Genomic DNA, 21,715 nt, shown 5'->3' with positions numbered 1-21,715 from the left:
AGGCCGTGTCGCGCATATTCAGACAGATAAAGCGCAAAGTTAAACTCCGCACGCTCAGGCAATACCTGCTTGGGCGGGCTATTCGTCGCCATCGCCGTCTCAAATCCGTCTCGGACAACACCGCGAAAATCCGCAAGGGCCAGCTGCTCCTCTTCGTGACTCTGCGCAACGAGCGGGTGCGTCTGCCCTATTTCGTCGAATATTACCGCGAGATGGGAATTCAGCATTTTCTCGTTGTCGATAATGATTCCGACGATGGCAGCCGCGAGTTCATGGCCAGCCAGCCCGATGCCTCGGTCTGGGTGACCAAGGCCAGCTACAAGAATTCGCGCTTCGGCATGGATTGGATCAACTGGCTGTTGCACCGCTATGGGCGTGGCCATTGGTGCCTGACCGTCGATCCCGACGAGTTTCTGGTCTATCCGCATTGCGACACCCGACCGCTGCGCGCGCTCACGGATTGGATGGATGCCTCGGCGATCAAAAGCTTCTCGGCGATGCTGCTCGACATGTATCCCAAGGGGCCGATTGCCGCCGAGCCTTACCGCGAGGGGCGCAATCCGCTGGAAATCGCGCGCTGGTTCGACCCGGCCAATTACGCGATCCGCAAGAATGGCGAGTTCGGCAATCTCTGGATTCAGGGCGGTCCGCGCGCGCGCGCCTTCTTTGCCGATGAGCCCGAAAAGGGTCCGGCGCTGAACAAGATCCCGCTGGTGCGCTGGGAAAGAAGCTTTGTCTATGCCAGCTCGACCCATATGCTGCTGCCGCGCTCGCTCAATCTCGTCTATGATGAAAACGGCGGAGAAAAGGCCTCGGGCTGTCTGCTGCATATGAAATTCCTGTCGACCTTCGTCGAGAAATCGAGCGAAGAGCTCAACCGTCAGCAGCATTACGCCAATTCGCAGGAATACCGCGCCTATCAGGCCGGGTTGCAGGATCAGATTGACCTCTGGTGCGAGGAATCGCGCGAGTTCTATGACTGGCACCAGCTCGAAGATCTGGGCCTCATGTCCAAGGGGAACTGGGCATGAGCACAAGGGTCAAGCTTGGGATTGCGATGCTGTGCCATGACGGGCTGCATATCGCGGCGCGGATGGTGCGGATCTGGGCAAAGGGCGGTGCGGCGGTCTCGATCCATATCGACGCCCGGGCGCGCCAGTCCGAGGTCGATCAGATGCAGGCCGAGCTTTCGGATCTCAAGGAGGTCGTCTTCTGCCGGCGCAGGCCCTGCGAATGGGGCATGTTCGGGCTGGTCGAGGCAACGATTGACGCGACCGCGCTGCTGTTGGACCGCTTTGATCACGTCACCCATGTGATGCTGGTTTCGGGCTCTTGCCTGCCTTTGCGCCCGATTGCCGATCTGGTCGCCTATCTCTCGCGCAGGCCGCGGCGTGATTTCATCGAAAGCGTCACCGCCGAGGATGTCGGCTGGACCGTCGGCGGGCTGAATGAAGAGCGTTTCACCATGCGCTTTCCCTTCTCGTTCCGGCGCAATCGCAAGCTTTTTGACAGCTACGTCAATTTCCAACGCCGCTTCCGGCTGCGCCGCCGCATCCCCGAGGGGATCGTGCCGCATCTTGGCTCGCAATGGTGGTGCCTGACGCGCCAGACGCTCTCGGCCATCCTGACCGATCCGCGCCGGGCCGAGTTCGACAATTATTTCGCGCAGGTCTGGATCCCGGATGAGAGCTATTTCCAGACTTTGGCGCGGCGGCATTCGACCCAGATCGAAAGCCGCTCGCTGACGCTGGCGAAGTTCGACGGGCAGGGCAAACCCTATATTTTCTACGATGACCACAAGCAGATGCTCGAGGAATCGGGCTGTTTCGTGGCGCGCAAGATCTGGCCGCGCGCGCATGGGCTTTACAGCTATTTCCCGCGCCCGATTCTGGTCTGGCCCTCGGCGGCGGAACCGCAGCCCGCGCGCCTCGGGCGGCTGATCAACCGCGCGGTCGAGCGGCGCGATTTGGGCCGCGCCGGGCTTTACATGCAAAGCCGCTTCCCACTCAAGGACCGCGAAAACGGCAAGACCAGCCGCGTCTATGCGGTATTTCACGGCTTCAGCGACCTCTTCCCGGATTTCGAGAACTGGCTGGCGCTGCATGTGAATGCCGATGTGCATGGCCATCTTTTCGCGCGCGAAAAGGTCGAATTCGCGGGGCGGCGCGAGGTCGGGCCGGGGGCGCTTTCGACCAGTGCCGCGCTGCGCGATCTCGATCAGCGCGGCTTTCTGGCCAATCTCGTGCGCATCACCATGCGGCTTCAGGTCTTCCAGCACAGCCCGCGCGATGTGCAAACGCTGAACTGGTTCATGGCGACCGATCCGAATGCGCGGATCTTTGTCATCACCGGGGCTTGGGCGGTGCCCTTGCTGAACTCCGGGATGCCCTTTGACGACATCCGCCGGATCGCCGCCCAGTTGCAGCGCACCGAGGTCGAGCAGGTCGCGATTCTGCAATCGGTCTGGCTGAAGGCGCGCGTCCGGATGTGGGATCTTGCCGATTTCACCGCGCGTCCGATGGGCGGTCTGCAATCGGTGGTGCAGGCGCTGGACGGCAATCCCGAGGAGATCACCGAGCCTCTGGAAACCCGCGATCTCACCGGCATCGGGCGCTTCCTGCAACGGTTGCGCAATGCCGGTCTTAGCCCGCAAATGACCGGTGATTTCAACGTCGACGCGCCTCTCAAGAAGGATCTCCTCCAGTGACCCAGCCCCAGAGCTTCAAGCGCTTCGTCATTTTCGCCGAGATGCGGACCGGCTCGAACCTGCTCGAGGCGACGCTGAATGCGCTCAAGCGCGTCACCTGCTTTGGCGAGGCCTTCAATCCCTATATGATGGGCTGGCCCGACAAGGACGAGCTCAAGGGCATCTCGCGCGCCGAGCGTGACGCCGACCCTTCGGTGCTTTTGCGCGCGATTTTCGACAAGCCGAACCATCTGCCGGGTTTTCGCTATTTCCACGACCATGACCCGCGCGTCTTCGATGCGATCATGGAGGATCGCGAATGCGCCAAGATCATCCTGACCCGCAATCCCTTGGACAGCTATGTCTCGACCGTGCTCGCGCGCGAAACCAACCAGTGGAAGCTGAATGAGACCGAGACCCCGATCCCGGCGGCGGTTCGTTTCGACGGCGCCGATTTCCGCCAGATGGCCGGTGAGATCGAGGAATTCCAGCTCCGCGTTCAGACGCGGCTGCAAACCAGCGGGCAAAGCGCCTTTTGGCTCGGTTACGAGGATCTGCGCGACGCGGATGTGATGACCGGGCTTTTGCACTGGCTCGGCCGCACCGATCTCGACCGGGTCGAGCCCGCTTCGGATCAGGTGCCGCAAAATCCGCGTGAGCTGGCCGAAAAGGTCTCGAATTTCGACGAGATGCAGGCCGAGCTCGCCCGGCTTGATCCCTTCATGCTGCGCAAGATCCCGAATTTCGAGCCGCGCCGGGGCGCGACCGTGCCCGCCTTTCTGGCCGCCGAAGTCGGGGCCGGGCTGATCTATATGCCGATGCGCGGCTGCCCCTCGGATTCGGTTTCGGATTGGCTGGCCGCGCAGGCCGAACTTACGGGCGATTTCAACCAAAACAGCCTGCGCCAGTGGAAGCGCGCCCATCCCGGTCATCGCAGCTTTACCGTGCTGCGCCATCCGCTCAAGCGGAGCTGGTCGGCCTTCGAGGCGCTTTTGACCAGCAAAAACACCGAGTTGCGCCAGGCGATGCGCGATGTCTACCGCGTGGCTCTGCCGCCCGACGAGGCGCTGCTTGACCTCGACGACGGTCGGATGGTCGCGCTTTTCGCGGATTTCCTCGACTTCCTCAAACGTAACCTCAACGGCCAGACCTCACTGCCGGTCCATCCGGGTTGGGCCAGCCAATCCGAGATTCTGGCCGGTTTTGCGCGTTTCGGCAGCCCCGATCTCGTCGCGCGCGAGGATGATCTGGCCCGTGATCTTGGCTGGATTGGGGCTTCGGTCGGGCTCTCGGATCTGCCCGAATACCGTGCCGAGCCGATGCCGGATTTCCTAAACGACAAGCATCTGCGCAAGGCAGCGCGCGCCGCCTATCTGCGCGATTATGTGGCTTTCGGCTTCGAGTGATCAGCCCTGCGGCGTCATCGCCTTGCGCTGGCGCGTCCGCTCGATCCCGAGCTGGCGCTCGCGCAGGATAATGGCGATGCCCGCGCCGATGACAATAGCCGAGCCGACCAGCATGGTCAGCGTTGGCACCTCGCCAAAGCTGAGATAGCCGATCGCCAGCGCCAGAATGACCGAGGCATATTCAAAGGGCGCCACGACCGAGGCCGGGGCGAAGCGGTAAGATGAGGTCAAAAGGATCTGGCCCAACCCGCCCAGCAGCCCGGTGACGATCAGCAAAACCAGCGTGCCGGGCGCGGGCACGACCCAGCCGAAGGGCAGGGTGGTCAGCGCCAGAATCGACGAGGTCACCGAGAACCAGAAGACGATGACCGAGGTGCGTTCCTCGAGCACCAGCTTGCGGATGAAGATCTGCGCGAGCGCGCTGCAGGCCGCGCCAGAGAGCACCAGCACCGCGCCAAGCGTCTGCGCCGTGGTTAACCCTTCCGAGGTGACGCCAAGGCGCGGCAGCAGCACGATGACGACGCCGACCAGCCCGTTCAGGACCGAGATCAGGCGGAAGGCGCGCACATCCTCGCCCAGAAACATCGCGGCAAAGATCACGGTGAGCAGCGGTGCGGTATAGCCAAGCGCGGTCGCCTCGGGGAAGGGCAGGTAGCCAAGCGCGGCGAAGTTCAGCCCCATTGCGGTCGTGCCAATGAAGCCGCGATAAAAGTGGTTGATCGGGCGTTTCGTGCCCAGACCTGACGACAGCTCGTGCCGCCAGATCAGCCAGCCGAGGATGACCGGAATGGCGAAAAACGAGCGGAAAAACACCTGCTGGCCGGCCGGGATTTCATCGGCATTCAGCTTGATGATCGCCGCCATCACCGTGAAAACCACCACACTCAGGATCTTCAGCAGGATGCCGGTCGATGGATTCATCGTAATCTGTCCAAGGCCCAACGGGCCGCATCTGAAACGGCGAGATCTTCGTCATCAAGCAGCGACTCGGCGCTGGCCCGCAACTCTGGCCTCGCAGAGTTACCGATAGCATAGAGCACGTTTCTGACAAGTCGGTTCCGACCTATCCGTTTGATGGGGCTACCAGAAAATTGCTCTCGGAAGCTCGGGTCGTCAAGTTTGGCAAGTTCCGCGAGATCGGGCGCGCGGTGGGGGCCGTGATAGCGCAGCTCGCTGGCGTCTTGCGCGAATTTGTTCCAAGGGCAGGCGGCCAGGCAATCGTCGCAGCCATAGATCCGATTGCCGAGAAGCGGGCGCAGTTCCAGATCGACCGGGCCTTTGTGCTCGATCGTGAGATAGGAAATGCAGCGCCGCGCGTCGAGCTGATAGGGCGCGGGGAAAGCATCGGTCGGGCAGGCGGTCAGACAGGCGCGGCAATTGCCGCAATGGCTGGTCTCGGCCGCGTCTTTCGGCAGATCAATCGTGGTGAAGATCGAGCCGAGAAAGAACCAGCTGCCAAGGCGGCGCGACAGAAGATTGGTGTGCTTGCCCTGCCAGCCGAGCCCCGCCGCCTGCGCCAAGGGTTTTTCCATCACCGGGGCGGTATCGACGAAAACCTTGATCTCGGCGCCTTTGGCCTGATCGATCAGCCAGCGCCCGACCCGCTTTAAGCGTTTCTTGACGAGATCATGGTAGTCCTTGCCCTGCGCATAAACACTGATCGCGCCTTTGTCAGAGAGGCGCGTGACTTCCATGGGATCGTGATCGGGGGTGTAAAGCTCGGCCAGCATGATGACAGATTTCGCCTCTGGCCACAGTGCCGCGGGATTGGCGCGCCAATGGCTACGCTCGGCCATCCAGTCCATCTGGCCGTGGCGCTCTTCTTTGAGGAAATGGTCAAGACGCTCGGGCAAAGCGGGCACCGCGTCGGGGCGGCAGATGCCCATATCCGAAAAGCCCTCGGCCAGCGCGGCCGCACCCAGCCGCGCCTTGAGGGCCTCGGCCTCAGAAGTCGAGTTCGGCATAATGCGGCGCTGGCGGCACGCCCGGCAGGTGATCGGCGAGAAGGCTGCGGAAGGCCGGGCGCGATTTGATCGTCGCATACCATTCCTGCAGCGCGGCAGAGCGGTCCCAATCCACGTCCGAGATATAATCGAGGCAAGAGAAATGCGCGGCCGCAGTGAAATCCGCGAGCGACATCATATTGCCCGCGAGCCACCGGCGCGTCTCGAGCAGACCCGACATATAGTCGATATGCTCCTTGATCGCCTTGAGCCCTTCCTTGACCGCGCGCGAATCGGGATAGCCGAGCTTCATCACCTTCTTCCAGACCCGCTCATGCATGACCGGCTGGGTGACCTCGGCGTTGAATTTGTCGTCGAACCAAGCGCAGAGGCGACGGACCTCGTAGCGCTCGATCGGCGAGCGCGGCATCAGCGCGGGCACCGGAATGACCTCGTCGAGATATTCGACGATGGCCTGGCTTTCGGCCATCAACCGACCATCCATGCGCAGGACCGGCAGCTTTCCGGCGGGATTGCGGCGGTTGAGTTCGGAGCCGGGCTCCCAATAGCGGTCTTCGACCAGCTCGACCTCAACCCGTTTTTCGGCCAGCACCAAACGGACCTTGCGGCAATATGGCGAGAGCGCGACGTGATAAAGACGGATGGTGGAGGAAGGCGAGGGCGTGTTCATGCGGGAAAGGACCAAGGTTCGTTGGCTCGTTCTGCGTGATACGCCCGAGGGCCGCATGTTTCAACCGGATGGAGCCTCCGGCGGGGATATTTGGGCATGAAAGACGGGGCGGGTGCCAAAGACGGGCCGCTGCGCCGGTTAAGGGCGCAGGGGGCGGTCAGTTCAGGTGCAGGCAACCGTCGCGGCCGTCGGCGGCGATTGTCTCTGCGCCGCTGATGATTTGGCGCGAGCGGGGCGAATTCGGATCGGGTTTGCGGGTTTTGGGAGCGGGCAGGATCGAGGCGAGAGCCGCCGCTTGCCGCATCGTCAGCTTGTCCGGCGTGGTCTTGAAGTGATATTTCGCCGCCGCCGCTATCCCGAAGACGCCGGGGCCGAATTCGGCGACATTGAGATAGACCTCGACGATCCGGCGTTTCGACCAGACGAAGTTGAGCATCGGGGTATAAGCGGTTTCGAGGAATTTGCGCGGCCAGCTGCGGCCCTGCCAGAGATAGACGTTCTTCGCGGTCTGCTGAGTCAGGGTCGAGGCGCCGCGCGACGAGCCCGAGGCCACGACCTTGCGGATTTCCTGCATGTCAAAGCCCCAATGGGAGCAGAAATTGGCATCCTCTGCGGCGACCACGGCGCGCAACATATTGGGCGAGATCTCGGAGATCGGGGTCCAGGTATGCGGCGTGCCGGGATGGGCGCGGGTTTCGGTGAGAATGGTCCAGGTCGTCGGCGGATTTACGAAGGCGAAGAGAAAGACCAGCGCCAGCATCAGCGCAAAGCAGCGGAGCGCGAACCATTTGAGCCAGCGCATGGGGCGGCGCAGCAGCAACATCAGCGCCGGGCGCCGGGGCTGAGGGTCCCGGGGCTGGGGGTCGTTGTCATCTAAAAGCTCGGCATGGTGCGACATGGCCGGGTCGTGTCACGCCCATGCCGCATCCGTCAAGCATTTCCCAGAGAATTGCCTTGGAAATTGCGCTTATGACTGTGAAGGCTCGGGGGTTTGCGCTGTCGTGGCCGCCCCTGCCGTGCTGGAGGTTGCCGGGTTGACGGTTTGGGCGAGCGTGCCTCCGGCGAAGGCTTCGCGCAGTTTGGCCTCGTCCGCATCCGAGAGCGAGGATTGCAGAATGCGGCCCTTTTTGTGGAAGCTTTCCAGCCGGGCGAGCACCTTATCCGCAGTCATCTTGCGCAGGAGGATGAAGACCGCTGAGCCGCCGGGAACGATCGCCTTGCTGACATCTCGCATGAAATCGTCGTTGATGCCGATGTCACTGAACCGGCCCGCGATGGCGCCCGAGGCCGCGCCGACGGCGGCGCCGAGCAGCGGGTTGAGGAACAAAAGCCCGACCAGCGTGCCCCAGAAGCCGCCTCCAAGCGCGCCAGCAGCGGTCAGGTTGACCGCTTGGTGCAGTTTGATGTCGTTTTCCGAGCTGCGGGTGGCAACGACCACATCTTCGAGTTCGAGCAGATATTCCTGCTGCATTTTCACAAGTTCGGCGCGGAGCTCGAAACCAGAGGCTTCATCCTCAAAGGCGACGACGATCAGGTCAGACATTTGATCTTCCTTTCTCGGTGAGATTGCGTGCTCAACGCCCTCAACCCCGAAGCTGTTCCCCGGGCCGTGCGCGTTGACACCGGGACAGGCTGCCCCGGCGACGCGGCGGCGTCCTTGATCTGGACCCGTATCGCGCAGCAAAAAGGGCGGCACGGAGCCGCCCTTCGAAGTCTCATGTCGCAGGCCCTATTCGGCGGGAACCGCGCGGATGCTTTCAACCTCGGCGATCGGATGCTTGAGATGGGGCAGCATCTCGCGCGGGCAGACCTGGAGGAAGTTGGCCTTTTCCTCGGCCCAGTTTTGCAAGATCTCCGCCGCGCGGCGCGAGCCGGTTTCTTTCTGATGCTGCTCGATCAGGGTTTTCAGCTCGGTCTCCCAGAAGGCTTGGGTGACCGGGCAGAGCACCAGAGATTCGGGGTTGATATATTGATCGGCAAGGCGCTCGGGATCGTAGAGATAGGCCATGCCGCCGGTCATCCCTGCGCCGAAGTTCGCGCCGATCCGGCCAAGGATCACGGCAACGCCGCCGGTCATATATTCGCAACCATTGGTGCCGCAGCCCTCGATCACCACCTTCGCGCCCGAGTTCCGGACCGCGAACCGCTCGCCCGCGCGGCCGGCGGCGAAAAGATAGCCGTCGGTTGCGCCGTAAAGCACGGTATTGCCGATGATCGTGTTATCCGCCGCGACCAGAGGGCTGCCCATTTGCGGGCGTACCACGATCATGCCGCCCGAAAGGCCCTTGCCGACATAGTCATTGGCATCGCCCGAGACTTCGATCTTCAGCCCCGGCGCCGCAAAGGCGCCAAGCGACTGGCCTGCCGAGCCGGTCAAACGCACCGTCAGATGGTCGGGCTGCAGCTTGTTGCGCATCCCGAATTTCTGCACGATCATCGACGTGGTCCGCGTCCCGACCGTGCGCTGGGTGTTGCGCACGGCATAGGAAAGCTGCATTTTCTCGCCTTCCGAGAAAAAGCGCTCGGCGTCGCGGATGATTTCGGCGTCGAGCGTATCGGGCACCGCATTGCGCGGCTTCGAGCGGTCGTAAACGATCTTCTCGGCGCCATCGACGGTGATCAGCAGCGGGTTGAGGTCGAGATCATCCAGCCCCTTGTCGCCGCGGCTGACCTGCTCGAGCAGATCGGCGCGACCGATCACCTCATCGAGGCTGCGCGCCCCGATGCTGGCGAGGATCTCGCGCACTTCGGTCGCATAGAAGGTGATCAGGTTCACGACCTTGTCCGCCGAGCCCGTGAACATCGCGCGCAGCTTTTCATCCTGCGTGCAGACGCCCACGGGGCAGGTGTTCGACTGGCACTGACGCACCATGATGCAGCCCATCGCGATCAAGGCGGCGGTGCCGATGCCGTATTCCTCAGCTCCCATCATCGCGGCCATGACGATGTCGCGCCCGGTGCGCAGGCCGCCATCGGTGCGCAGGGTCACGCGGTCGCGCAGCTTGTTCATCGCCAGAACCTGATGCGCCTCGGTCAGACCCATCTCCCAGGGCAGGCCCGCGAATTTGATCGAGGTCGCGGGCGAGGCGCCGGTGCCGCCGTTATGGCCCGACACCAGGATGACATCGGCCTTGGCCTTGGCCACGCCCGCCGCAATCGTGCCGACCCCCGACGAGGCCACCAGCTTCACCGTAATCTTGGCGCGCGGGTTGATCTGCTTGAGGTCATAGATCAGCTGCGCCAGATCCTCGATCGAATAGATATCGTGATGCGGCGGCGGCGAGATCAGCGTCACGCCCTTGGTCGAGTGACGCAGGCGCGCGATCAGATCGGTCACTTTCATGCCCGGCAGCTGGCCGCCCTCGCCGGGTTTCGCCCCCTGCGCGACCTTGATTTCCAGCTCTTCGCAGGCGTTCAGATATTCCGCCGTCACACCGAAGCGGCCCGAGGCGACCTGTTTGATCTTGGCGCAGGGATTGTCGCCATTCGGAAGCGGCACGGAATGCGCCGGATCCTCGCCGCCTTCGCCGCTGTCGGATTTCGCGCCGATGCGGTTCATCGCGATGTTCAGCGTCATATGCGCCTCGGGCGAAATCGCCCCCAGCGACATGCCCGGCGTCACGAAGCGTTTGCGGATCGAGGTGATTGATTCGACCTCCTCGATCGGGACGGCTTTGCCAAGCGGCTTGATGTCCAGCAGATCGCGGATATGGATCGGAGGATTGGCCCGCATGGTTGCGGAAAACTGCTTCCAGACATCGTAAGACGCCTTCTCACAGGCGATCTGGAGAAGCTTCATCGTATTGGCTTCCCAAGCGTGTTTCTCGCCCGAGCGGCGCGACTTGTAGAAGCCACCGACCGGCAGCAGCTCGACATGATCGACATCGAAGCCGCGGTCATGGGCCTCGATCAGCTTGGCTTGCAGCCCGTGGAGCCCGATGCCCGAGATGCGCGACTGCATCCCCGGGAAATACTCGGCCACCATGGCGCGCGAGAGACCGACCGCCTCGAAGTTCAGACCGCCGCGATAGGAGGAAACCACCGAGATCCCCATTTTCGCCATGATCTTCAGCAGGCCGCCATCCACCGCCTCGCGGTAGCGGGTCATGATGTCGATCAGGCTGCCCTCCAGCAGGCCGCGCTCGATCCGATCCGAGAGCGTGTCCTGTGCCAGATAGGGGTTCACCGTGGTCGCGCCGCAGCCGATCAGCACCGCGACATCATGGGGATCGATGCATTCCGACGAGCGCACGTTCAGCGAGCAGAAGGTGCGCAGGCCCTTGCGGGTCAGCCAGCTGTGGATCGCCGAGGTCGCCAGAATCATCGGGACACTGACGCGGGTTTCCGAGAGGCCCTCATCGGTCAGGATGATATGGCCAGCACCCGAGCGCACCGCATCTTCGGATTCGGCGCGGATGCGGGCCAGAGCCTCGCCCAGAGCATCGGGGCCGCCGTCGAGCGGGAAGGTGCAGTCGATCGTCGTCGCCTGATCCGAGAACATCCGCGTCAGCTCGGCGAATTCGCCATTCGCGAGGAACGGGCTTTCGAGCATGGTGATCTCGGTCTGCGACGAGCTTTCGTCGAGCACGTTCTTGAGGTTGCCAAAGCGCGTGCGCAGGCTCATCACCCGCGCTTCGCGCAGGCTGTCGATCGGCGGGTTCGTGACCTGGCTGAAGTTCTGGCGGAAGTAATGCGAGAGCGGGCGATGCTGGCGCGACAGAACTGCGGGCGGCGTGTCATCGCCCATCGAGGCCAAGGATTCCTTGCCGTCCTCGGCCATCGGCGCCAGAATCTGCTCGATCACCTCGATGGTGAAACCGGCCGCGATCTGGCGACGGCGCAGCGCCTCGCCGGTGAATTCCGGGGCCTCGGGCAATTGCGCCATCAGCTCGGAGGGCTGGACGACCTTCTCGACCCAATCGCCGAAGGGCTGGCTCGCGGCGAGGCGGTCCTTGATGTCGCGGTCGTGGTAAAGATCGCCGTTCACCATATCGACGGCAATCATCTGGCCCGGCCCAAGCGCGCCTTTCTCGATCAGCCGGGTCTCGTCAACCGGGACCATGCCGATTTCCGAACCCGCGATCAGCAGGCCATCCTCGGTCACGACATAGCGCATCGGACGCAGCCCGTTGCGGTCAAGCCCGCCGCAGACCCAGCGCCCATCGGTCATGGCAAGCGCCGCCGGGCCGTCCCATGGCTCCATCACCGAGTTGCAATAGGCATACATATCTGCCCAGGCTTTCGGCATGTCGGTGGTGGCCTTCGACCAGGCCTCGGGGACCAGCATCGTCTTGGTCATCGGCGCCGAGCGGCCCGAGCGCACCAGAACTTCGAAAACCGCATCGAGCGCCGCCGAATCCGACGACCCTGCCGGAACGATCGGCTTGATCTCTTCGGCCATGGCGCCAAAGGCATTCGAGGCCATGCGGATTTCGTGCGATTTCAACCAGTTGAGGTTGCCCTTCAGCGTGTTGATCTCGCCGTTATGGGCCAGCATCCGGAAGGGCTGGGCCAGCCACCATTGCGGGAAGGTATTGGTCGAATAGCGCTGGTGATAGATCGCGAAGGCGCTTTCAAAACGCTCATCCTTGAGATCGGGATAGAATTCCGCGACCTGCTCGGCCAGCATCATGCCCTTGTAGATGATCGAACGGCACGAGAGCGAGCACAGGTAAAGACCCGCGATCTGCGAGGCGACGGCGGCGCGCTCGATCCGGCGGCGGATGATATAAAGATCGCGCTCGAAATCTTCCTGATCCATGCCCTTTTCATTGCGGATCAGGATTTGCTCGATCTCGGGGCGGGTGGCATTGGCCTTTTCGCCCAAGACCGAGGTGTTCACCGGCACATGGCGCCAGCCATAGATGTAATGGCCCATCCGCAGGACTTCGGTCTCGACGATGGTCCGGCAGCGTTCCTGAGCCGAAAAATCGGTGCGCGGCAGAAAGATCTGGCCAACCGCGATCAGCTTTTCCTTGTCGGGCTGATGGCCGGTGCGGCGAACCTGATCGTAGAAGAACGGGACCGGGATCTGGACATGGATGCCCGCGCCGTCGCCGGTCTTGCCATCGGCATCGACCGCGCCGCGGTGCCAGACCGCTTTCAGCGCATTGATGCCGTTTTCGACGACCTGACGGCTGGCTTGGCCGTTGATCGAGACCACAAGGCCGACGCCACAAGAGGAATGCTCATCCTCGGACCGATACAGCGAGTTTTCCGCCATCCAAGCGCGGCGGGCTTCTTCCTGGGCTTCCCAGTTTTGGTCGAAATCACTCATGTTTTTTCCCTCGGGGACTGAGGTGGGAAGGATCAGGACGGCGCGCCGATGCGCGCGGTCGGGGTGGAATAGGCCCTCACCATCTGCAAATCGCAGTCATAGGCGGGCTGGGTTTCGCCGAAACCGGGCTGGCCGGGGAACGCAAAGTGGACCGGGCTGTCATTGGTGTTCTGGGACCGTCCGGTCCAGTCCTCCGAGCTTTCGACGCCGCCGTAGAAACGGCCCTGCGCGCGGCTGATGAACTGGTTGCCCGAGCGGTGAATCAGCAGGTCGCCGGTTTCGCTATAGGTCTTGAGATCGAATTCGGTTTCCTCAAGCGGCACGCTGCCGATGGTCACCTTCTTGCCGGTCAGCTTGTCATGGCCGACATGGTGGAGCCGCTCGCCGGTGCTCGATTCCGTCCAGAAATCGAAATCGTCAAAGCCGGTTTCGAGCAGTGTCGCGAAGGAGGCCGGATCCTTGGCCTCTGACGACAGCATGTCGGTGACGCCCGAGCGCAGATCGGTGCTTTCGAGCCAGCGCGTTTCCTTGTCGATCCGCGATTCGAAGGTCGCGCCATTCGGGTCGAAATACATCACCCGTTGATCGCCGGGATTGTCGCTCGAGCAGCGGTAATATTGCGCCACCGTGCAGCTGCGGTTCTGGATCGTCATCTCGAGCTTGCAGCTCTCGGGCGGGGTGAAATTGCCCGCGCCCGCTGGCAGGGCGGGCAGCACCAGCAGCGCCGCCGTCAGAGCAAAGCCTGCGCGCGACAACCCAGCCGAGACCGGCGTGTTCTGCGAGATTAAGGAAATGGAGGCCTTTTTCATGGCGATCTCTCCCTATTCGGCGGCGACGCGGCTGGTCGAGCCCAGATATTCGACGATGCTGTCGGCGGCCTCGCGACCGTCGCGGATCGCCCAGACGACCAGACTTGCGCCGCGCACGATATCGCCGACGGCATAGACGCCGGGCAGGCTGGTGCGGTGGGTCTGGAAATGGGCCTTGATCGTGCCCCAGCGGGTCACTTCCAACCCGTCGACGCCCCAGAGCCGCGGAATCTCCTCGGGCTCAAAGCCAAGCGCCTTGATGACCAGCTCGGCCGGTTCGTGGTAATCGGCGCCGGGGATCAGCTCGGGCGATTGGCGGCCGGTGACATCGGGCGCGCCCAGGCGCATCTTTTGGACCCGGACCGCCGCAACGCCGTAAAGCCCGTCGACATCGCGTTCTTCCGCAGTGGCGGCCTCGCCGGTGACATGGCCTTCAAAGGCGCCGGGCGCGGTCATCCAGATGAATTCGACGCCCTCTTCCTCGGCATTTTGCACCTCACGTTGCGAGCCGGGCATATTGGCGCGGTCGCGGCGATAGAGGCATTTCACCGACTGCGCGCCCTGACGGATCGCCGTGCGCACGCAATCCATCGCGGTGTCGCCGCCGCCGATGACGACGACGCGCTTGCCCTTGGCATTGAGCTCGCCATCCTCGAAATCCGGGACCTCATCGCCAAGATCGACGCGGTTCGAGGCGGTCAGATAATCGAGCGCGCGCACGATGCCGCGCGCATTGGCATTGTCGATATCGAGATCGCGCGTCTTGTAGACGCCGGTCGCGATCAGCACCGCATCATGGCGGCCCCGGATCGCGTCAAAGCTGATATCCTCGCCGATATTGGTGTTCAGCACGAATTCGACGCCGCCATCGGCCAAAAGCTTGTTGCGCCGCTCGACGACGTCCTTTTCCAGCTTGAAGCCCGGAATGCCATAGATCAGCAGGCCGCCGGCGCGGTCGTGGCGATCATAGACCGTGACCTGATAGCCCAGACGGCGCAGCCGGTCGGCGGCGGCCAGACCGCCCGGGCCCGCACCGATGATGCCGATCGACTCGGGGCGCTCTTCGCGGGGCGTGATCGCGCGGACCCAGCCTTCCTCCCAAGCGGTGTCGGTGATGTATTTCTCGATCGCGCCGATGGTGACCGTGCCATGGCCCGATTGCTCGATGACGCAATTGCCCTCGCACAGCCGGTCCTGCGGGCAGATGCGGCCGCAGATCTCGGGGAAGGTGTTGGTCTCTTGGCTGAGCAGATAGGCTTCTTCGGTGCGGCCCTCGGCGGTCAGGCGCAGCCAATCGGGGATATTGTTGTGCAGCGGGCAATGCGACTGGCAATAGGGCACGCCGCATTGGCTGCACCGGCTGGCCTGTTCGGTCGCCTTGGCTGCCGCAAATTCGCGATAGATCTCGTGGAAATCCTGAGAGCGGTCCGCAGCCTCACGCTTTTCGGGCATCTGCCGCCCGACGGTGACGAACTTGAGCATCCTTTGCGTGGCCATGGCTTCGCATTCCTTTTGGCAGACGTTGCTGCAAAAGGGATAAAACGAAGGGCTTTGAATAAAAAGTCAGACAGACTGACCTAATTTACGTTTTCTTGCAGCCAGAAGTTGAATGAGGCCTGGAATGAGCAAAAATTAGGTCAGTATGCATTACCCATGAATGGAAAGGGCCAGCAAAGCCACGGCGCCGACGATGATTCGCCACCAGGCGAACAGGGCGTAGCCATGCGCCGAGACATAGTTCAGCAGGCCTTTGACGACGATCACCGCCGCGATGAAGGCGCAGATGAAGCCGATCACGATATTCGACACAGCCGCTTCGGTCAGCACGTCGCGGTTTTTCATCAGGTCGAAGACGAAGGCGCCGAGCATGGTCGGCATCGACAGGAAGAAGCTGAACTCGGCCGCGGAACGCTTGTCCGCGCCAAAAGCCAGCGCGCCCACGATGGTCGAGCCCGAGCGCGACACGCCCGGAATCATCGCAAGGCATTGGATCACGCCGATGGCCAAGGCCATGGGCAGGGGGAAATCCTCGGCCCGGTGATACTTCGGGTTCTTTGCATATTTGTCGACGAGCAGAAGCACGATGCCGCCGAGGATCAGCATCGAGGCAATCAGCTTCGGCGTCTCAAAAAGCACGTTCTTGATCGTGTCATGGGCAATCACCCCGATGATCACCGCCGGAATGAAGGCCAGCGTCACCGCATAGATGAAATGACGCGCTTTGGGGTCATGGGGGGCTGCGGAAAAAATCTGCCACAGCCGCCCGGCATAGACGCCGAGGATGGCGAGGATGGCGCCAAGCTGGATCAACACCTCGAAGGCGCGACCGGGAGAATCAAAGCCAAGGAAATGGCCTGCCAGCAGGATATGGCCCGTTGACGAAACGGGGATGAACTCGGTCAACCCCTCGAGCAGGCCCAGGATGGCCGCGACAATCGTATTGTGATCCATCAGTTCCGACGCAGATTTTTGGCGGTGTCAGCGATTGCGGCATATTGGCCCGAGGGCCGGAAGCGCCACAGATATTCGGGGATGACGGCCATCGCGCCGGTCGGCTCGATGCCAAAAACCTCGAACCCTTGGGTGCCCTCGGCCTGACGGTTGTGGCGGCGCAGGGTCCGGGCCTGATCGCGGGTCAAGATGCGGTTGCTGATGAGCCCGCCGGTGACGCCCGAGCCGATGTCGAGCAGGCTGCCGGTCAAGCCCGCGATCCAGCCGGGCAGGCCGATGATCGCGCGACGCCGACCGGTCACGTCCAGAACCTGGCGCGCAATCTGGCGCATGGTCAGCACATCGGGGCCCGCGAGCTCATAGATGCCCGCAGGCACCTCGCCATTTGCGGCCTTGGCTGCAGCCTTGGCGACATCCATGACATAGACCGGCTGCATCTCGCTGTTCGCGCCGGGCACGAACAGGAACGGCCACAGGCGCGAGAGCGCACCGATCCGGTTATAGAAGGTGTCGTCCGAGCCGAAGATCGCGGCAGGACGCAGGATGATGGCATCGGGGCGCTGCTCCAGCACCGCGACCTCACCCCGGCCTTTCGACGCGAGATAGTCGCTGTCCGCTTTGAAATCGGCGCCAAGTGCCGAGATATGGACGAGCTCTTTGATCTTCAGCTCGGCAGAAATCCGAGCGATCCGGGCCGCCGCTTCCTCATGGATGGCGTCGAAGGTGTTTTTCCCTTCGCGCAGCGCGATGCCCACGCAGTTCACCACGGCATCGGCATCGGTCATGCTGGCGCGCACCGAAAGGTCGTCGCGCACGTTGCACAGGACCGGGTCGATCTGGCCGGGCACGCCATAGGTGCGGACGGCAATCGCCTCATTCGGGCGGCGGACGGCGACGCGGATGCGCCAGCCCTGAGAGGCCAGGACCCGTGCGATTTGCCGGCCAAGGAAACCGGACCCGCCATAGATCGTGACAAGCTTAGCTGCAGACATCCCGCGCTCCTTCGGTAGGTGCCTTCGGTAGATAGATGTTCGTTCAATAGACAAGCGGGATCACGACGGCAAGCCGAGCGCAATCCAAGCCTCAAGGATCCTAGCCTTGGGGCGGTAAATTTTCCGCCAAAAAGCGCCGGGAAATTGCTCGAATGCCGTGCAGATTTTTGGTGCGGGCCGTCTCGCTAACTTTTATTGTCCATTTAGTCTGTTGACGCAGGGCAAAGAGAGTCCACAATGGCAAGGCTGCAGCAGATTTGGCTTGCAAGCAGCTAAGGAGCCGGATCTTTCCGGACGGCGACGCCCAAAGAAAGATGGTCGGAAAGCTGGTGTGGTAGGCGGTGGAAGACGTTAAGGGGTTGCGGCTGATTGCAGGGTCAGACGACACCATCTTTCGAATCTCGCATCTGCGGCCGGTTCCCGTGCTTCTCATGATTGGATTGACCGAGGTTCCAAAGGCGCTGGGTCTGGCGACAATCCGCCCTCTTCCCGTCCCGCCGGTTCTTTCGGCAAGATAGCGCACCAATCTGCAGGAGGTGCGATGCTCGTCGATCCGAATAATCCCTTTTTCGACCGGCTTTGGGTCCGGGTGCTTTGCGTGGCCGCGCCGCTCGCATGGGCGGGCGTCGAGCTTTCGAATGCCGCGACGGTCTGGGCCGTGCTTTTCGCGGCGGCCGGGGTCTATCTTTTCTGGGCGCTTTTTGTGGTGCGAAAACGCCGGGATTAGGCTTCGGCACGATCTCGTAAAGATTTTGCGAAAATTCGTATCGAGCCCCGTTGACACCCCCCGTCGCTCCCTTTAGATCACCGCTCACAGCAATTGCCCAGGTGGCGGAATTGGTAGACGCGCACGGTTCAGGTCCGTGTGCCGCAAGGCGTGGAGGTTCGAGTCCTCTTCTGGGCACCAGTTGCTGCAAGGCGAAAACCCCGTAGTCGTAAGACTGCGGGGTTTTGCGCTTTCTGGGGTTTCGCTTCGCGTTGCAGGAGTCGCGAAAGCCCTCAGTCTTCAATCATAACATTGATTTTTATGAATAATAATTGACGCCTGCGTTCGACCGACGTGGGGCGGTCATGGCCCGTTCGCTGGCTCGCCTGCCGTGATTGGTGAGCCCGCGACGGGGAAAGCAGCGACTGGCGTTAGCCAATGCTGAGGTTTTTGCGCGCGGTCCTTGGTCTTTTCGATCTGGCGGCTTCTCTCTTGGGCGAGGCTTTCTAGATCGCAGCGCCGCCTTGTCCCGAGAAAACACCTTTCACGGAAAAAAAACATCAAAGTCGCGCAATTTTTTCATGCTGAAGGACGCGATTCTGCGGCTGCACGGTGCTGCGCTGCGCCTGCAACTTTCTTGCGCGATCTGGGAAGCCCGACGATTTGGCAATTTACGGATTTTGTCTGCCGTGGTTAACATGATTGTGAAGACTGCCGCCCGTCATCTCGACTGAAGACACGTGGATGACAGATCAGGCAGCGGAGGGCTCGAGCTGAGACAGAACCGCGCTGAAGAGGGATCACCGAGAACGCCGGGCCGCGACAGTGCCCGATCGGCCATGTTCCTGCCCGCAGGACGGCGCCGGTTCTCGCGCCTTCAGCGCCAGTTCGCAGCTTCGATGCCAGACTTCCAGAGTTTCGGTTCCGTCCAAGCCTGCCGCCCCGGGGCGCGGCCCGGTGGGCAGAACCACATTCCATTCGCCAGCAGGCAGGAGGAGGCCTGGTTCCGATCGTGGATCGGACCAGACGCTGGTGGATCTGTCGGGAGGGGTGACCCGTGGCCCGGTCCCGGCACGAAACGATCCGGACGGCGACGCGTCCGGGTCAAAGCACAGACAAGAACATGGATAGGGAGCTAGGGACGATATGGCTACGTCAGCAGCAGATGTCGACCGTTCCCGGCCGATGACCGGAGAGGAAAAGAAAGTCATCCTCGCCTCATCGCTCGGGACTGTTTTCGAGTGGTACGATTTTTATCTTTATGGCTCGCTCGCCGCGATCATCGGCGCGCAGTTCTTTACCGCCTTCCCCGAGGCGACGCGCAACGTCTTCGCGCTTTTGGCCTTTGCCGCGGGCTTTATCGTGCGCCCGCTTGGCGCGCTGGTCTTTGGCTCGCTCGGAGACCTCGTCGGGCGGAAATACACCTTCCTGATGACCATTCTGATCATGGGGATCTCGACCTTCATCGTCGGCCTTCTGCCCGGCTATGAAAGCTGGGGCGTTGCCGCACCGATCATCCTGATCGCGCTGCGCATGTTGCAGGGTCTGGCGCTTGGTGGCGAATATGGTGGGGCGGCGACCTATGTGGCCGAACACGCGCCCGCGCACCGGCGTGGCTATTATACCAGCTGGATCCAGACGACGGCGACCTTGGGGCTTCTGCTCTCGCTCGTCATCATCCTGATCGTGCAATCCTATGTGAACGGCAATTATCCGACCGTGCCGCAGTTCCAGAACGGCGAGCCGCTGCTTGGGCCGGATGGCGCGCAGGTCATGCTCGAGCCCTTCCGGGCCTGGGGCTGGCGCATTCCGTTCTTGGTCTCGGTGATCCTGCTCGCGGTCTCGCTTTATATTCGTCTGCAAATGGAAGAGAGCCCGGCCTTCAAGAAGATGAAGGAAGAAGGCGCGACCTCGAAAGCGCCTTTGCGTGAGGCGTTCGGCCAGTGGAAGAATGCCAAGATCGCGCTGATCGCGCTCTTCGGTCTGACCGCGGGGCAGGCGGTGGTCTGGTATTCGGGCCAGTTCTACGCGCTCTTCTTCATCAACAACGTCGTCAAGGTGGACAGCTTCACCTCGAACGTGCTGATCGCCTGGGCGCTGATCCTTGGCACGGCGGGCTTTGTCTTCTTCGGCAGCCTCTCGGACCGGATCGGGCGCAAGCCGATCATTCTGGGCGGTTGCCTTCTCGCGGCGCTGACCTTCTTCCCGGTCTTCCACGAGCTGACCAAGACCGCCAACCCGGCTCTGGCCAATGCGCAGGACAACACCACCGTGGTGGTCACCGCCGATCCGGCGACCTGCTCGTTCCAGTTCAATCCGACCGGCGCGTCGAAATTCACCTCGAGCTGCGACATCGCCAAGGCCCTGTTGGCGAAATCTTCGGTCAACTACACGACCGAGAAAGCGCCTGCGGGCACTGTCGCGACGGTTCGCGTGGGCGAGCAGACCATCACCGCCTATGAGGGCACGCTCACCGGCGACGAGGCGAAAGCCGCGAAAGCCGCCTTCGAGACCCAGGTGAATGATGCGCTGAAAGCCTCGGGCTATCCGTTGGTCGCGACCGAAAACACCACCATCGCGAAGGCGTCGAACTTCTTTGACATCTTCACCGCGCAGAAGCTGAAGATGGTCGTTCTGCTGACCTATCTCATCATTCTGGTGACGATGGTCTACGGCCCGATGGCGGCGGCTCTGGTCGAGCTTTTCCCGACCCGCATCCGCTATTCCGGCATGTCGCTGCCCTATCACATCGGCAACGGCTGGTTCGGTGGCCTGCTGCCCGCGACCGCTTTCGCGATCTCGGCGCAAGAGGGCAATATCTATGCGGGGCTGTGGTATGCGGTCGTCATCGCCGCTGCGACCGTGGTCATCGGGCTGATCTTCGTGCCCTCGGATGGGCACAAGCGCAGCCTTTTCGCCGATGATCCGGGCCATGACCTGCACAAGACCGGCTATGGCAATGCGCCCGCCTCGCGCTGAACCTTGAGAGGCTGAAACCATTGGCGAGCCGCGCGACCCCGCGCGGCTCGCTGCGTTTCGGCGGCATTCCACCTCTGGGCGAAAGCGGGGGTGGTCATGGGGGGCGGAATGGGATTACAGCTTGACCAAAACGTTAACGCAGGGCCCCGGCATGAGCATTACTCTCCATCAAAACGACCTGCCGGATCATCTGGATCTTGGATCCGTGGTCGCGATCGATACCGAGACGATGGGCCTTGATCCGCGCCGTGACCGGCTGTGCCTTGTCCAGCTTTCGGCCGGAGACGGTTCGGCCCATTTGGTCCAGATCGCGCGCGGTCAGCGTGAGGCTCCGAATCTGGTGCGGCTGTTGCAAGATCCTGCCGTGCTCAAGCTCTTCCACTTCGGGCGCTTCGATATTGCCGCGCTGGAAAATGCATTTGGCGTCCGCACCGCTCCGGTCTGGTGCACCAAGATCGCCTCGAAGCTGATCCGAACCTATACCGACCGGCAGGGGCTGAAATATCTGCTGTCCGAGCTTTGCGGCATCGACATTTCCAAGCAGCAGCAGACCAGCGATTGGGGCGCGGCCCTGCTCAGCGATGCGCAGCGCGACTATGCCGCCTCGGATGTGCTTTACCTTCACGGCCTGAAAGCCGAACTTGAAAAGCGGCTCGAGCGTGAGGGCCGCAGCGCCTTGGCGCAATCCTGCTTTGATTTCCTGCCCACCCGCGCCCATCTCGATCTTCTGGGCTGGGGGGATGAAAAAGACATCTTCCACCATTAGATAGCGGCC

The 21,715-nt window shown here is 62.3% G+C and carries 17 protein-coding genes and 1 tRNA gene; 8 read left to right on the top strand and 10 right to left on the bottom strand.

Annotation, left to right across the window (positions count from 1 at the left end; genetic code table 11):
* Positions 1 to 5 precede the first annotated feature (5 nt).
* The 3 genes from JCM7686_RS15325 to JCM7686_RS15315 are packed head-to-tail and all read left to right on the top strand — an operon-like array spanning position 6 to position 4,092.
* The gene (locus JCM7686_RS15325; protein WP_020951701.1) at positions 6 to 1,031 is read left to right on the top strand and encodes a glycosyltransferase family 2 protein; all 1,026 of its coding nucleotides are present in this window, start codon (positions 6 to 8) and stop codon (positions 1,029 to 1,031) included.
* A complete protein-coding gene (locus JCM7686_RS15320) occupies positions 1,028 to 2,707 on the top strand; it encodes a DUF5927 domain-containing protein (protein ID WP_020951700.1) in 1,680 nt (559 codons plus the stop codon). Before JCM7686_RS15325 ends, JCM7686_RS15320 begins: the two co-directional genes overlap by 4 nt.
* Positions 2,704 to 4,092, top strand: a complete 1,389-nt coding sequence (locus tag JCM7686_RS15315) for a sulfotransferase family 2 domain-containing protein (protein ID WP_020951699.1) — start codon at positions 2,704 to 2,706, stop codon at positions 4,090 to 4,092. The genes JCM7686_RS15320 and JCM7686_RS15315 overlap by 4 nt, the downstream gene beginning before the upstream one ends.
* Here JCM7686_RS15315 and JCM7686_RS15310 read toward each other — a convergent pair whose 3' ends face one another.
* The 10 genes from JCM7686_RS15310 to JCM7686_RS15265 all read right to left on the bottom strand — a co-directional run bounded on the left by JCM7686_RS15310 (position 4,093) and on the right by JCM7686_RS15265 (position 17,255).
* Positions 4,093 to 5,013: a DMT family transporter gene (locus JCM7686_RS15310; RefSeq protein ID WP_020951698.1), complete on the bottom strand. Its 921-nt coding sequence runs from the start codon at positions 5,011 to 5,013 to the stop codon at positions 4,093 to 4,095.
* Positions 5,010 to 6,056, bottom strand: a complete 1,047-nt coding sequence (gene queG, locus JCM7686_RS15305) for a tRNA epoxyqueuosine(34) reductase QueG (protein ID WP_041527407.1) — start codon at positions 6,054 to 6,056, stop codon at positions 5,010 to 5,012. The genes JCM7686_RS15310 and queG overlap by 4 nt, the downstream gene beginning before the upstream one ends.
* A complete protein-coding gene (gene fzlA / locus JCM7686_RS15300; RefSeq protein WP_041527406.1) occupies positions 6,037 to 6,726 on the bottom strand; it encodes an FtsZ-binding protein FzlA in 690 nt (229 codons plus the stop codon). Before fzlA ends, queG begins: the two co-directional genes overlap by 20 nt.
* A 157-nt stretch (positions 6,727 to 6,883) precedes the next feature.
* Positions 6,884 to 7,624, bottom strand: coding sequence for a monofunctional biosynthetic peptidoglycan transglycosylase (mtgA, locus tag JCM7686_RS15295; RefSeq protein WP_020951695.1), 741 nt, complete (start codon positions 7,622 to 7,624; stop codon positions 6,884 to 6,886).
* Positions 7,625 to 7,693: 69 nt separating this feature from the next.
* Entirely contained in the window at positions 7,694 to 8,269 is a 576-nt protein-coding gene (locus JCM7686_RS15290) for a DUF1269 domain-containing protein (RefSeq protein WP_020951694.1), read from the bottom strand.
* A 186-nt stretch (positions 8,270 to 8,455) separates the two neighbouring features.
* Positions 8,456 to 13,003: a glutamate synthase large subunit gene (gene gltB, locus JCM7686_RS15285; RefSeq protein ID WP_020951693.1), complete on the bottom strand. Its 4,548-nt coding sequence runs from the start codon at positions 13,001 to 13,003 to the stop codon at positions 8,456 to 8,458.
* A 32-nt stretch (positions 13,004 to 13,035) separates the two neighbouring features.
* A complete protein-coding gene (locus JCM7686_RS15280; RefSeq protein ID WP_020951692.1) occupies positions 13,036 to 13,812 on the bottom strand; it encodes a hypothetical protein in 777 nt (258 codons plus the stop codon).
* 12 nt (positions 13,813 to 13,824) lie between these two features.
* Complete coding sequence (locus JCM7686_RS15275; RefSeq protein WP_020951691.1) at positions 13,825 to 15,309, bottom strand: NAD(P)-dependent oxidoreductase; 1,485 nt, start codon at positions 15,307 to 15,309, stop codon at positions 13,825 to 13,827.
* 150 nt (positions 15,310 to 15,459) lie between these two features.
* Entirely contained in the window at positions 15,460 to 16,263 is an 804-nt protein-coding gene (locus JCM7686_RS15270; protein WP_020951690.1) for an undecaprenyl-diphosphate phosphatase, read from the bottom strand.
* Positions 16,263 to 17,255 (bottom strand): complex I NDUFA9 subunit family protein, encoded by a 993-nt coding sequence (locus tag JCM7686_RS15265; protein ID WP_020951689.1) that lies wholly within the window; start codon positions 17,253 to 17,255, stop codon positions 16,263 to 16,265. Before JCM7686_RS15265 ends, JCM7686_RS15270 begins: the two co-directional genes overlap by 1 nt.
* 541 nt (positions 17,256 to 17,796) lie before the next feature.
* On the opposite strand from JCM7686_RS15265, the gene JCM7686_RS15260 reads away from it, so the two are divergent.
* The 5 genes from JCM7686_RS15260 (at position 17,797) to JCM7686_RS15245 (ending at position 21,706) form a co-directional block, all read left to right on the top strand.
* Complete coding sequence (locus JCM7686_RS15260) at positions 17,797 to 17,982, top strand: hypothetical protein (RefSeq protein ID WP_020951688.1); 186 nt, start codon at positions 17,797 to 17,799, stop codon at positions 17,980 to 17,982.
* A 95-nt stretch (positions 17,983 to 18,077) separates the two neighbouring features.
* Positions 18,078 to 18,162: transfer RNA gene (locus JCM7686_RS15255), tRNA-Leu, on the top strand.
* Between the two features lie 380 nt (positions 18,163 to 18,542).
* Positions 18,543 to 18,695 carry a hypothetical protein gene (locus JCM7686_RS24760; RefSeq protein ID WP_158442372.1) on the top strand — a complete coding sequence of 51 codons (153 nt, stop codon included), beginning with the start codon at positions 18,543 to 18,545 and terminating at the stop codon, positions 18,693 to 18,695.
* Between the two features lie 412 nt (positions 18,696 to 19,107).
* Positions 19,108 to 20,940, top strand: a complete 1,833-nt coding sequence (locus JCM7686_RS15250) for an MFS transporter (protein WP_020951687.1) — start codon at positions 19,108 to 19,110, stop codon at positions 20,938 to 20,940.
* A 151-nt stretch (positions 20,941 to 21,091) separates the two neighbouring features.
* Complete coding sequence (locus JCM7686_RS15245) at positions 21,092 to 21,706, top strand: ribonuclease D (protein WP_020951686.1); 615 nt, start codon at positions 21,092 to 21,094, stop codon at positions 21,704 to 21,706.
* The last annotated feature ends 9 nt before the right edge of the window (positions 21,707 to 21,715 follow it).

It is taken from the genome of Paracoccus aminophilus JCM 7686 (assembly GCF_000444995.1).
In the GTDB taxonomy this organism is placed as follows: domain Bacteria; phylum Pseudomonadota; class Alphaproteobacteria; order Rhodobacterales; family Rhodobacteraceae; genus Paracoccus; species Paracoccus aminophilus.
The sequence above is the reverse complement of the archived record's forward strand: the minus strand, read 5'-3'. Positions and strand labels throughout refer to the sequence as shown.

What these genes read in the sequence shown, in the direction of transcription:
- JCM7686_RS15320 (WP_020951700.1), top strand. Translation starts at nt 1,028, where the DNA reads ATGAGCACAAGGGTCAAGCTTGGGATTGCGATGCTGTGCCATGACGGG.
- JCM7686_RS15310 (WP_020951698.1), bottom strand. Translation starts at nt 5,013, where the DNA reads ATGAATCCATCGACCGGCATCCTGCTGAAGATCCTGAGTGTGGTGGTT.
- queG (WP_041527407.1), bottom strand. Translation starts at nt 6,056, where the DNA reads ATGCCGAACTCGACTTCTGAGGCCGAGGCCCTCAAGGCGCGGCTGGGT.
- fzlA (WP_041527406.1), bottom strand. Translation starts at nt 6,726, where the DNA reads ATGAACACGCCCTCGCCTTCCTCCACCATCCGTCTTTATCACGTCGCG.
- mtgA (WP_020951695.1), bottom strand. Translation starts at nt 7,624, where the DNA reads ATGTCGCACCATGCCGAGCTTTTAGATGACAACGACCCCCAGCCCCGG.
- JCM7686_RS15290 (WP_020951694.1), bottom strand. Translation starts at nt 8,269, where the DNA reads ATGTCTGACCTGATCGTCGTCGCCTTTGAGGATGAAGCCTCTGGTTTC.
- gltB (WP_020951693.1), bottom strand. Translation starts at nt 13,003, where the DNA reads ATGAGTGATTTCGACCAAAACTGGGAAGCCCAGGAAGAAGCCCGCCGC.
- JCM7686_RS15280 (WP_020951692.1), bottom strand. Translation starts at nt 13,812, where the DNA reads ATGAAAAAGGCCTCCATTTCCTTAATCTCGCAGAACACGCCGGTCTCG.
- JCM7686_RS15275 (WP_020951691.1), bottom strand. Translation starts at nt 15,309, where the DNA reads ATGGCCACGCAAAGGATGCTCAAGTTCGTCACCGTCGGGCGGCAGATG.
- JCM7686_RS15270 (WP_020951690.1), bottom strand. Translation starts at nt 16,263, where the DNA reads ATGGATCACAATACGATTGTCGCGGCCATCCTGGGCCTGCTCGAGGGG.
- JCM7686_RS15265 (WP_020951689.1), bottom strand. Translation starts at nt 17,255, where the DNA reads ATGTCTGCAGCTAAGCTTGTCACGATCTATGGCGGGTCCGGTTTCCTT.
- JCM7686_RS15260 (WP_020951688.1), top strand. Translation starts at nt 17,797, where the DNA reads ATGCTCGTCGATCCGAATAATCCCTTTTTCGACCGGCTTTGGGTCCGG.
- JCM7686_RS24760 (WP_158442372.1), top strand. Translation starts at nt 18,543, where the DNA reads ATGCTGAAGGACGCGATTCTGCGGCTGCACGGTGCTGCGCTGCGCCTG.
- JCM7686_RS15250 (WP_020951687.1), top strand. Translation starts at nt 19,108, where the DNA reads ATGGCTACGTCAGCAGCAGATGTCGACCGTTCCCGGCCGATGACCGGA.
- JCM7686_RS15245 (WP_020951686.1), top strand. Translation starts at nt 21,092, where the DNA reads ATGAGCATTACTCTCCATCAAAACGACCTGCCGGATCATCTGGATCTT.